The 11,337-nt window shown below is 39.5% G+C and carries 6 protein-coding genes and 3 pseudogenes; 4 read left to right on the forward strand and 5 right to left on the reverse strand.

Annotated features, from left to right (window positions below; all coding sequences use genetic code 11):
• Positions 1-38 precede the first annotated feature (38 nt).
• From CWC18_RS17805 to CWC18_RS17815, 3 genes and pseudogenes are all read left to right on the forward strand, one after another.
• Positions 39-303 (forward strand): annotated as a pseudogene (locus CWC18_RS17805) (IS3 family transposase); the annotation flags it as partial.
• Positions 304-561: 258 nt separating this feature from the next.
• The gene (locus tag CWC18_RS17810; protein ID WP_171041150.1) at positions 562-2,073 is read left to right on the forward strand and encodes a sensor histidine kinase; all 1,512 of its coding nucleotides are present in this window, start codon (positions 562-564) and stop codon (positions 2,071-2,073) included.
• An 11-nt stretch (positions 2,074-2,084) separates the two neighbouring features.
• Complete coding sequence (locus CWC18_RS17815) at positions 2,085-3,617, forward strand: DUF3369 domain-containing protein (protein WP_138675814.1); 1,533 nt, start codon at positions 2,085-2,087, stop codon at positions 3,615-3,617.
• A 153-nt stretch (positions 3,618-3,770) separates the two neighbouring features.
• Here the strand turns inward: CWC18_RS17815 and CWC18_RS17820 are convergent.
• Positions 3,771-4,040, reverse strand: a pseudogene (locus CWC18_RS17820) (IS3 family transposase); the annotation flags it as partial.
• A gap of 595 nt (positions 4,041-4,635) precedes the next feature.
• Positions 4,636-7,773, reverse strand: a complete 3,138-nt coding sequence (locus CWC18_RS17825; RefSeq protein ID WP_249930151.1) for a M43 family zinc metalloprotease — start codon at positions 7,771-7,773, stop codon at positions 4,636-4,638.
• A gap of 925 nt (positions 7,774-8,698) precedes the next feature.
• Between CWC18_RS17825 and CWC18_RS17830 the strand changes: the two genes are divergently transcribed.
• Complete coding sequence (locus CWC18_RS17830) at positions 8,699-9,616, forward strand: bile acid:sodium symporter family protein (protein WP_138675815.1); 918 nt, start codon at positions 8,699-8,701, stop codon at positions 9,614-9,616.
• A 161-nt stretch (positions 9,617-9,777) separates the two neighbouring features.
• Here CWC18_RS17830 and CWC18_RS21775 read toward each other — a convergent pair.
• The 3 genes and pseudogenes from CWC18_RS21775 to CWC18_RS17845 all read right to left on the reverse strand — a co-directional run.
• Positions 9,778-10,161: pseudogene (locus CWC18_RS21775) on the reverse strand (EAL domain-containing protein); the annotation flags it as partial.
• Between the two features lie 14 nt (positions 10,162-10,175).
• Positions 10,176-10,676 carry an EAL domain-containing protein gene (locus CWC18_RS21780; RefSeq protein WP_138675816.1) on the reverse strand — a complete coding sequence of 167 codons (501 nt, stop codon included), beginning with the start codon at positions 10,674-10,676 and terminating at the stop codon, positions 10,176-10,178.
• Positions 10,677-10,688: 12 nt separating this feature from the next.
• Entirely contained in the window at positions 10,689-11,030 is a 342-nt protein-coding gene (locus tag CWC18_RS17845; RefSeq protein WP_138675817.1) for a hypothetical protein, read from the reverse strand.
• Between the last annotated feature and the right edge of the window lie 307 nt (positions 11,031-11,337).

Here is an 11,337-nt window from a genome sequence, read left to right on the forward strand (position 1 = left end):
TGTGATTGAAAATTAATGACCATTTTTGGGGATCCCTTAGCTTCTTAACACAGCACACTCTAAAAGCGAGTATGAGTCATCGAGGAAACTGCCAAGATAATGCGGTTGCAGAGCGCTTCTTCCAGCTACTGAAGCGAGAGCGAGTGAAGAGAAAAAATATACGTAACACGTGAATATGCAAGGTCTAAAATATTCGATTATATCGAAATGTTTTATAACTTTAGACGCAAGCATAATGAGGCAAATCATATACCTCCACTGGCTTATGAAAAGTTAGAAGAATTCAAGCAAAGAACTGTCTAATAAAGACTGGTCGACTCAACCCCGCCCTGGCTCTCGCTCTGAGTCTCATCAAATATAAGCACCAAACAAGTTTAGTTTAAAACTTGCCTATTCTTAAAAAGATAGACTAATTTTGGTTTATGTACTCAACTTGTTTAGAACTATATGAACTTCCATAAGATAAAAAGCTCAATATCGATTAAGTTATTGAGTTATGTTGTACCAATATATTTACTGATAACTTTTTTTATTACCATTCTTCATATCAGTGTGGAGTACGTGAATACTAAGAGACAAGTTGAAAAAGTACTTATTGCTTCAGAAAAAACGTTTAGCAACATATTAGCTTCTGACTTATTGAATTTAGATTTTAAGCAGGTTGAAATTACTGCTAATAGTATTATTAGCCTTCCTCAAATAGCAGGCATTGAAATTAAAGCCGATAACAATGAGCAAGTTGTTCAAGCAGGTACTGTATTGGATAAAAATAGAAAATCGCTTACTTTTCATTCATTTGCACTTTATAACGGTTATAACACTACTTCTCATATTGGAGATGTAAAGCTGTTCGCCAATGAAGAATTCATAATAAATAACATTAAATCAAGTGCTTACCTTCTTATCTTTAATGCTACGATTAAAACTGCAGCAATTTTTTTGTTAATTTTTCTAATTTTTAGAAAATTACTGACGAAACCACTTAGCCAATTAGCCTCAAGCGCGAGTCAAATTAATCCAAATGAATTAGAGAAATCTCTCATTGCTGTAGCAAATAACCCTAATGATGAATTAGGGGTTTTGCAAAGTGCGCTTAATGCTATGATCAACAAAACAGCTGAGGCGTTCGATAAGCTAGATAAAATAAATAAAAACTTAGAATCGATTGTCAATGAGCGTACTGAAGAGCTTCAGCAAACCATTTCACAGCTTAATAAACAACAAGATCGATTACTTTGCGAAATAGAAACTCGACAAAAATCAGAACAAGCACTTACACACTCATTACACGAGCTTAAGAATGCTCAAACTCAACTTATTGAGGCTGAGAAAATGGCCTCCCTTGGTAGTTTAGTCGCTGGCGTTGCCCATGAAATAAATACGCCTGTTGGATTATCTTTAACTGGCATTTCACATTTTCAAGCTACCGTAGATGAAATTTCAAAACTTTTCGAGGCTGGTGAATTAGAAGAAGATCACTTTCTCAGGTTCATTCAAGAAAGTAAAGAGCTGTCTTGTACTATTCAAAACAGTTTGCAAAGGGCTGCTAATTTAGTGAAAAGCTTTAAATTGGTTGCAGTTGACCAGTCCGCTGAGGAAGTGAGGCAGTTTGATATTATTCAATACCTTAAAGACACAATGACCAGCCTCAATAATAAGCTCAAGCAAAGTAAAGTTAACTTTGAGATTAACTGCGATTCAGAAGTTTTAATCATCAATAATTATCCAGGTTCTTGGGCTCAGGTTTTCACTAACTTAATTCAAAACACCTTAATCCATGCTTATGAGCCTAATTCAACTGGTCAAATTGTCCTTACGTTTTATACTGAAGGTGAGGAGTTAATCTTTAAATTCATCGATGACGGTAAGGGTATGACAGAAGAAAGCCAGAAGAAAATTTTCGACCCCTTCTATACAACTAATCGTACTAATGGCGGGTCTGGTCTAGGTATGAATATTATCTTTAATATTATTACACAAAAAATGTCAGGTAAAATTACAGTAGACAGTGAGCTGGGTAAAGGTACTCAATTTACTATTAAAGTGCCAATTGATATTCAAAGCTTTAAATAAGGGCATTGATTATGGGATTATTCAAAAAGTCGTCAAAATCAAAGGGGGAAACCAAACCTTCGTGGAAGATTTTGATTGTTGATGATGAGCCTGATGTTCATGCAGTCACAAAACTGACGTTAAGCCAGTTTGAATTTGATGATAAAGGCGTTGAGTTTATAAGTGCTTACAGTGGTGAAGAAGCGAGAAAAGTCCTTAATGAGCGTAATGATATTGCCTTAGTACTGTTAGATGTAGTCATGGAGACGGATGATGCTGGACTACAAGTAGCTCAATACATTAGGCAAGACTTAAGTAATCATTTTATCAGAATAATTTTGCGCACAGGCCAACCAGGTCAAGCACCTGAAAGAACTGTTATCACTAACTATGATATCAACGATTACAAAGATAAAACCAGCTTGAGCAGTGATAAATTATTTACTGTTGTTTACACCGGCTTGAGAGGGTACAGAGACATTTTAGACATCGAGCTCGCCAGAAAAAAACTCGAAAATCACCGTGAAGGCCTAGAGCGTGTAATTGATTCTACTGCCAGTTTATTTAGGATCCGCTCATTGCAAGAGTTTGCGAGCGGTTTACTAGTTCAAATTGCCTCCTTACTTCATGCAGATGAAAACGGAAGTGAAAACAGTAATAATTTTGTCGTTAGAAAAAATGAAGACGGTCTACAGTTTTTAGCTGGTACTGGCCAGTATCGTCCACTATCTGGGGACAAAGTAAATCTGCCTGAAAACATTAACGCTATGATAAAAAACGCTTGTCTAAGTCAAAAATGCGTAATTGAAAATGACTATTTTGTCGGTTACTTCAAAACAATAAATGCAGGTGAAAACCTAATTTACTTAGAAGGGATCAATCAAATCGACGATTTGGATCGTAAGCTGCTTGAATTATTCTCAAATAATATCTCGGTTGCCTTTGATAACCTTGAGCTTGATAAAGAAATATTCGAGACACAATCAGAAATTATCGATACTTTGGGCGAAGTAGTTGAAAGTCGTTCGAAAGAAGCCGCCAATCATGTTAGGCGTGTTGCTCATCTATCTCGAGCATTAGCCTTATGGGCTGGTGAGCCAGAAGAGAAAGCGCAAGAGTTGTTTATGGCGTCACCCATGCACGATGTAGGTAAAGTTGCTATTCCAGATTCAATTCTTTTAAAACCAGGCAAGCTCACTGAGGAAGAGTTTGAGATAATGAAAACCCATGTGAATATTGGACATGAAATTTTTACTCGCTCAAAACGCTCTACCCTAAAAGCCGCTGCTATCGTTGCTGGAGAGCATCATGAAAAATATAATGGTGAAGGCTACCCCAATGGTTTAAAAGGTGAAGATATCCACATATACGGTCGAATAGTTGCACTTGTAGATGTGTTTGATGCGTTATCTCATTCTCGTTGTTACAAAGAAGCATGGCCATTAGATAAAATATTACAGCTATTAGAAGAAGAGAAAGGCGAGCATTTTGAGCCTAGGTTAGTTGAGTTATTTATTCAGAATATAGATGAAGTACAAAGAATCATGGAAGCTTACCCTGATTAAACATCATACCTTCAAGCAAAAAAATAACCGAACATTAATGGCAGTTGAAACAGTGACATCCATTCAAAACGCTGAAACTCATAAGCTGGCAATGTTCAACCTGAAATATCACTTGGTTAGTAAAATCGAACTAACGTCACTTAAGCTGTATACTCACAGATAAGAAAAGCCGGTCGATTCAGACCTCAATCTTCCAGTTATAAACTGGTTTTCATACTCATCAGGTGACACATAACCAAAGTGGCTATGTAGTCGTTTTCGATTGCAGAACATTTCAATATAATCAAACAAATCAGCCCGCGCTTCATTTCGGTTTTCGTACACATTTCGTTCAACACGCTCAGCTTTAAGTGAGTGAAAGAAGCTTTCGGCAACTGCATTGTCTAGGCAGTGACCTCTTAGGCTCATACTGGGAACCAAATTCTAGCAGCAAACCCTCAAATTAAGTTCGACTCCTTATGAGAGAACACTTTACTCAAAATACCCAATTATTCGGCAGGTAGACATTTTATATACCAAACTCGTTCTGGCGATACGATAATGTCAATATGTGATGAGTTACCTAAAGCCAAATCACTCACCGTGCTAGATGTCGTCAACCACGAAAATATTATAAATAACATGCAGGTAGATTTAAGAAAACCTATGTAAACCATGTCTTGCATATCCCCCACGCACGGCTTTGAACTACACAACTGAAGCTCCATGATATAACAACGTGTGTACAAAAGGTTTTTTATAGCCACCAATTATGTTGGTGCGCATAGTCTGAGCCGCATTATTAAAGAAGTATCATCAGCAGAAATTACTCGACGAAGCAAAGGTGTAACCGACGGGTATCCCTTGATTACATCTGCTTGGCAACAGTATTTACCCATCAGACTTTTTAATATTTGCGACACTGGCAGCGCCTATCACAGTGCGAAACACCATAACCCTCCTACTTATTTCTGCCCTAATAAAACAAAAAAGCAGCACTTAATGCGCTGCTTTAACACGGGGGAAATAAAACTTATGCCTATTGGCGGCAACTTGCAGTATCAAAATCAACAATAATACTGGTGTTCGTCGCATCACCCTTTATTTTAAGGTACGACCAATACTGAGCGCCTGCCGGAACATAGATACACTCAGTGTATGTGCCACTGTTTGATGTTGCATCATAGTCTGACTCACTCGGCCAACCGCCATTTTTGTAGAATACCTCTAAGTTACCTTGGCCATGTGCAGTGGTAATTGCAACGCTCTGTGCAGCCGAAACATCAGCAAGGCTTAACCAAAGCGTACCATTACCGCCTAAACAACTAGCAGTACCTGCTTCTAACCGCCCACCCGTGATAGGAGATTGTGTCAAACACACATTTGGTACTTGAGAAACTGGTGGAGTTGTACCTCCAGCTTTAACCAATACGGTATAATCTTCCACTTCACCATCACCAATATTGCCACACGCACTGTTTGCTGCGCTACTATATTTCATTGCAACGCGCAGTCTTAAAGACTGTCCGGCTAATCCAGCAGTTACCGTCAATTGGCCAATGACAGCGCCTTTACCAGATACGCCAGTAAGTACTTTTTCATTCTCACTGAATGTACCATCATTGTTACTATCTAACCATGCAGTCCAGTGCTCAGTGTAACTGCCACCAGACGTTAAGGTCAGCGTATTACTCCCTTCTGTCAGTTCAATAATTTTACTGGTAAAGTCTTGGTAACCAACCCCTTGAGATGGGTTCGCAAAGCTGCCAGATTGTACATTGGCAATCCACTCATAGCGGGTATTACCTGACGCTTCACAATAGCTTGACTCTCTCACTGTCACTTGTGCAGTTGAAGTGTTTGTCAGTCCTAAATTGTCAGTCACTTTGAGCGTAGCACTATAGTTGCCAGCCACTGCATATGTGTGAGTCGGTGTAGCACTGGTACTTGTTTGTCCATCACCAAACTCCCATGCATAGGCGGCAATTGAACCATCAGGGTCTGATGAACCTGCACTGCTGAACGTAATAGCTTTGCCAAACTCCACCGAGTATGGCCCATTGGCATTCGCCACTGGCGCTTGATTACTGGCACTCACCGTCACATTGGCAAAGTCGGTTGCGGTGTTGCCATCATTATCAGTGATTTGTAATGACGCATTATAACTTCCTGCTAATTGATAACGGTGCGTTGGGTTCGCAAGCGTCGATGTTACTCCATCACCAAACGCCCATAAGTATGACGTGATTGAGCCATCACTGTCATTTGATCCTGCGCTACTAAACGAAATATCTTGGCCAATCAGCGCAGAGTAATCGCCATTCGCTTGTGCAATAGGTAAGCCAGAGCCAGCTTGACGCTCGTAGTAGACCACCAATGAGGCACCGCTATATTCTAAAAATGGGTCAATCATAATATTAAGTGTGCCGCCCCCTGCGCCAAACTCACAGTACTCACTTAAGCGCGATGCACTAAACGGCCCACAGTCATAGGTAGTTTTATCTGGTGTCGCATTCATACTCATATAAGCATCGGGATCACCTTGATACCCGCCGGGCATAACGGCAACCGTGCGCACTGCATCTGCGGGGATTTGATACTGATAAGTTTTTACCGGTGCACCTTTGGCTGATGCCAAATCTTTTAGCTCAGTTAAAAATACTCGCTCACAGTCATTACATAATGTACTGTCTTGGGCGGTTATCACGCTTAATGTGGCATTCGAATAAGCGGAAAACGCATCGACTGCTGCATGATAAACCTCTGTACTTGAAGGAGAAGAAATCGTCACTAACTCAGGTGAACCGGCACTTCTGAACGAGATAAAGTCAGCATTCCAGTTATCACCGGTTTTCGTTGGCACAGTGCCTTTGGAGACATACATATCTGGATCTTCATCATACCCATCAAGATAAAATGCAACTGCTTCGGTGCCTTCTGGAACGGTGAGTGCAAAGTTATCCACTTCGCCTTTTTGCGCTGATATATTGGTAAACGTTTGCACCGTTGTCCCTTGAGGTTTTGGGTTGCCACCTATGCCATCCCATGGGTGATCAGCGTTACTTGTTAGTTCCTCTAAGCCAACTGCAATTAAGTTATTATTTGACCAAAGTGTTGCACGGGCCGCGCTGTGTAATGCCGCAGTCATGCGTTTAACTTGATCTTGGGTATACATGGCATAATTATCGGAGTAGTGCATGAAGTTCTCTGTATTGGTAGCTTCACCTAAACAGTTTTGTGCATTATTTTGTAATATACTGCTGCTCATTTGTGGTGTATCGCACGAGCCATCTCCGGTGGCACTGCAAAAAGCTTGTGAATGGACCGTACAGATCTCACCATCGAACGTGTGTGGGAGATTTAACCAATGACCAAATTCATGCGTAAGTACGGAACGGAAGTTTTCATTGGTATTTGCACCTACATAATCGCCGTTATATACCACTCGCGCTAAGCCCGCATCTGACATACTCACTTGTGGGTACCACGCAACCCCTGAGTTATTTGTTTTACCATCGGCATATAAGTCATGCTGGATGTAAATATTCATGTATTTAAAGTTATCCCATGCATCTGCGGCTATTTGTGCATTGGCCTTCTCGCCATCACCGTAGCCTGCCTTTTCAGCATGACGCACGATACCATTAGTGACATTGCCGCTGGGGTCTTTTTTTGCTAAAACAAATTCAATATCTAGGTTTTCACGAATTGCCTGAAACTGGGCTGAAATGGGGCCATCATCCGTGATCAACCCTCTAAAGTCTTCATTGGTTTTATTTAAACCATCAATGATTTTCTGCTCAGTTAAACAGTAGGTGCCAGTCTCACAATTGTATCTATCGCCGTAAACATGCACCACAACAGGAATGTAGTAACGTCCGGCTACGCCATTACCATTGAGTGCAGCATCATCTGATACTTGTGCCATACGTTGCTGTATTTGACTTGTCAGACTGCCTGGAAGTAATGCTTCACGTGCATTCTCTTTTTGCAATAAGTCCCAGTTTTGCAAATTCGTGTCTGTACCACAAATCTGTCCTGAGCTCGCTTTATTGAATAGCCCAGATTCAGCTGACACACTGCTTTGTAACGGCACCACCTGATTTTTAAATGGCTTGGACTCTGCGACTTCACCAGCAAAAGCGCAAGCCGACGACATGCCTGCTAGTAACATCATAAGGTCGCTTTTTTTATAATTATGCCTACGTATATTTTGTCTACTAAGGCTGCGTAAACCCTTAAAATTAAATAGCATCATTTTTCTCCTGTGAGTAACTTTACATGTTGTATGAGTGCCTTTATTGGCAACAATCTTGTTATTTCAACAGTTTATTCTTATGTTTTTACTTTCTGACCCTGACGAAAAAAAGTACACCTCAAAAACAAAAAACAACCAAAGCAGCGACCATACATGGCCACTTACTTATTTTTTAAGCTACAACACAAAGTAAAATTTGTATACAATATAATTTATATTTTTACATTATATCTATGTTAAAATGAATTTTTGTTGACATTTACACCGAGAATATCGGCATGCTCAAAGTCAAAAATAAATAAGAAAAGCAACAATACAGACACAGGCAAGTAATACTCTTAAGCCAAGAAGAGTTTAACGGTGTCTTTAATATAAAAAGCATTTTAATCATTGAGTTACCATTAAAAATCGTCACTCTTTAACTGAACTTAGCCCTGAGGAAAGGTGGTTTTACATAACTAACCTCAGGTTTGGATAAGAGTTTTGGAATAGAAAATGTTTTGAAAACAAACATACGTACAATCCAATGATGATATTTCGCTCAATATCAAGGCGCTTTTATGCAGTAATAGCGGGCTATTACAAATGAAAGTAACGCCGAGAGTGAGAAAAATAGCTTTATTGGGCAAATTCGCTTATCCAGAGCTGAGGTTAACTATGTTAGCAATTACTTCTTGTTCTATAGAGTGCCATATTCACTCAGCAGTCAATGTCGTATTCATCTTTGCACCGCCATCCCTCTATTAAATCTTCCGGCTTGACCATTGACGTGATAGTTCAATTAGTAAAACCCCAGTATTCAAGATAATATTTAGCCATCACTTATCAACCTACTTACATTTATATGGCTATTACTGTGCAACTATTCCCTATCTGGGCAATTTTATTTTCAACAATCGCGTTTGTCTTTCCAACTCACTTTGTTGACCTAAAAAGTATGATTGTTCCCCTGTTAATGGTGATCATGCTCACCATGGGACTGACATTAGCGCCTAAAGACTTTGCTCGAGCTGCACAGAACAAAAAAGCCATTCTTATTGGTGTTTTATTGCAGTTCTCTGTGATGCCTCTTTTGGCATTTCTATTGGCTAAGGGGATGAGTTTTGATACACAGTCACTCATTGGCATGGTATTGGTAGGGGGTGTGGCTGGTGGCACAGCCAGTAACGTTTTATGCTATCTTGCCAAGGGTGATGTTGCTCTGTCGATCACTATGACAGCAATTAGCACACTAATAGGAGTTGCGCTCACACCTATCTTAACATCACTCCTTATTGGCGCGCTGGTCGATATTCCTATCACGAGCATGCTCTTGAGCCTACTTAAAATTGTATTGCTACCCGTCACCTTGGGAGTACTATTAAACATGTACTGCAATAAGCTGATCACAAAAAGCTTAACCGTATTACCTTTACTATCAATGTGCGCCATTGTTTTGATTATTGCGATTGTAGTGGCACTCAATCAGGCGAAGCTAGAAACGATTGGTTTCATTATTATGCTCGCTGTAATGCTCCATAATGGCATAGGCCTATTGTTGGGCTATTTTATACCTAAGCGACTGGGCTGTAGTGAGCAGGTTTGCCGCACTATTGCTTTTGAGGTGGGCATGCAAAACTCAGGGTTAGCAGTTGCACTGGCAATGAAATTTTTCACGCCCAGCGCAGCTGTAGCAGGTTCACTCTTTTCAATATGGCATAACGTAAGTGGCTCTGTATTAGCAAGTTATTGGCAAAGAACAAAAACCACTCTCGACAAATAGAACCACGTCACCAAAAGTAAGACGATGTGCCATCATTCTGTCTTACTTTTGAAGAACTTAAAATATAAATGTACTTCTCAAGAAAAACTTACAGCGCCGTTATCATTAAAACGACCTATTCGTGCACGACATAAACGCCACATAATCGGTCGCTAAAATCACTATTGTAATGCGTTCACTGAAAGTGACCACTTACCTTCTAATGATAAGTAGTCATGAGCACTCAACGGTGCACTGATATAATAGCCTTGCAACATCGCATTTTCGAAGTTTTTCACGTATTCCAGTTGATATTGATTTTCAACCCCCTCAACCACCACGTTTAATTTTGCACGCAGGGCGGTTGACATTATTTGCTCAAGGAAGTCAGACGTCGCACGTCTATCACGAATTTCCCCAATATAAGACTTATCAATTTTGATAGTTTTATAATACCGATTAGACAACAGCTGATAACTTTTTTTATCATTAGCAAAGTTATCTATAGCGAATTTACACCCTAAGTTAATAATCTTTCGCATATTACTTTTTATGTATTCACTGTCAGCTAACGCTTCATTTACTCGACTTCAAAAATCATAAAACTCGCAATTGATGGCACACCTTTAAGTAGTTGCTTAAGGTGGCTAAATAAATGTTCAGTGTTTAACGCTTGTTTTGTAATATTAATATGAATTGGTGTTAGGTGTTTTTTTGTTTCTAATTGTACTTTGAGCAATGAGAACACCTGACTCACGACAATTTCGGTCATGCCCTCTTGAAAGCCTGGTTGGCTTTTAAGCATAGGAATAAACGTTTTCGGCCCTAAATTTCGATGATTTTTCCAACGGACCAGTGCTTCATAACGCTTTGGCCTATCTAGGTCATGAGGTATGTATATTGGCTGAAATACCAAATAAAAATCATCAGGATTAAACGAAATACTGCTGGTGAGTTTACGAAGCACATGCTTTTTATACATTTCAGCTTTATAAAGTTGTTCATTGTGAAAAAACACCCCGTCGTCGCTCTCTAAAGCATGCTCCATAGAGTAAGCCAATCGACGTTGTACCTTATCCATGCCATAAATTGCTCAATAGCCAGTTAAACTCAATGAAGATATCGCATAATCAATCGGAACTTGAGTGTTACTAATTGACACCTGAACGGGTAATTTTGCCAGTATCTCGAATTGCTTTTCAGCAGCTTCTTGTGCATTAGTACCACTACCTTGGGTTACATAAGCCATTAAAATGTATTTAGAGTCATACAATGCCAAGGCAAACGGTTCACAAGATTTGCTGATCGCATTAAACAGCTCAGACAAAGAGTCTAAGTGCTCTTCTACATTATCAAAAACCGGTTGTTTCCCTAATTTAATCAGTGAAATATGGTAACGGGTAAATTTACGTTCCACTTTTAATAACTTTTGCATGAATTGGCGATAATTTGGAATATCACTGTCACCATGATAAAAAACTTTTTTACTTAATGCTGACTTAGCTTCCTTAATATCACGTAATGTTTTTAAATCGCCCTAACGCAACTGATTGACACGTACTAGAGCAATGATGCTGATCACAGCAACCCCCACTGCCAGCGCTAAAACAAGATTATCCATTATGATGTCTGTCTACATAAAAATTTCTCTTATTTGACATTATAAAAGTGGATAAAATATGTAGCGACTTAGAGAAAATCGCTACGAGCTTACTAAGCAATGCAGGGTGAGATCGTGAGTG

The organism is Pseudoalteromonas aurantia (genome assembly GCF_005886875.1).
GTDB classification, from domain to species: Bacteria; Pseudomonadota; Gammaproteobacteria; order Enterobacterales; family Alteromonadaceae; genus Pseudoalteromonas; species Pseudoalteromonas aurantia_A.

What these genes read in the sequence shown, in the direction of transcription:
- CWC18_RS17815 (WP_138675814.1), top strand. Translation starts at nt 2,085, where the DNA reads ATGGGATTATTCAAAAAGTCGTCAAAATCAAAGGGGGAAACCAAACCT.
- CWC18_RS17825 (WP_249930151.1), bottom strand. Translation starts at nt 7,773, where the DNA reads ATGATGTTACTAGCAGGCATGTCGTCGGCTTGCGCTTTTGCTGGTGAA.
- CWC18_RS17830 (WP_138675815.1), top strand. Translation starts at nt 8,699, where the DNA reads ATGGCTATTACTGTGCAACTATTCCCTATCTGGGCAATTTTATTTTCA.
- CWC18_RS21780 (WP_138675816.1), bottom strand. Translation starts at nt 10,676, where the DNA reads ATGGATAAGGTACAACGTCGATTGGCTTACTCTATGGAGCATGCTTTA.
- CWC18_RS17845 (WP_138675817.1), bottom strand. Translation starts at nt 11,030, where the DNA reads ATGCAAAAGTTATTAAAAGTGGAACGTAAATTTACCCGTTACCATATT.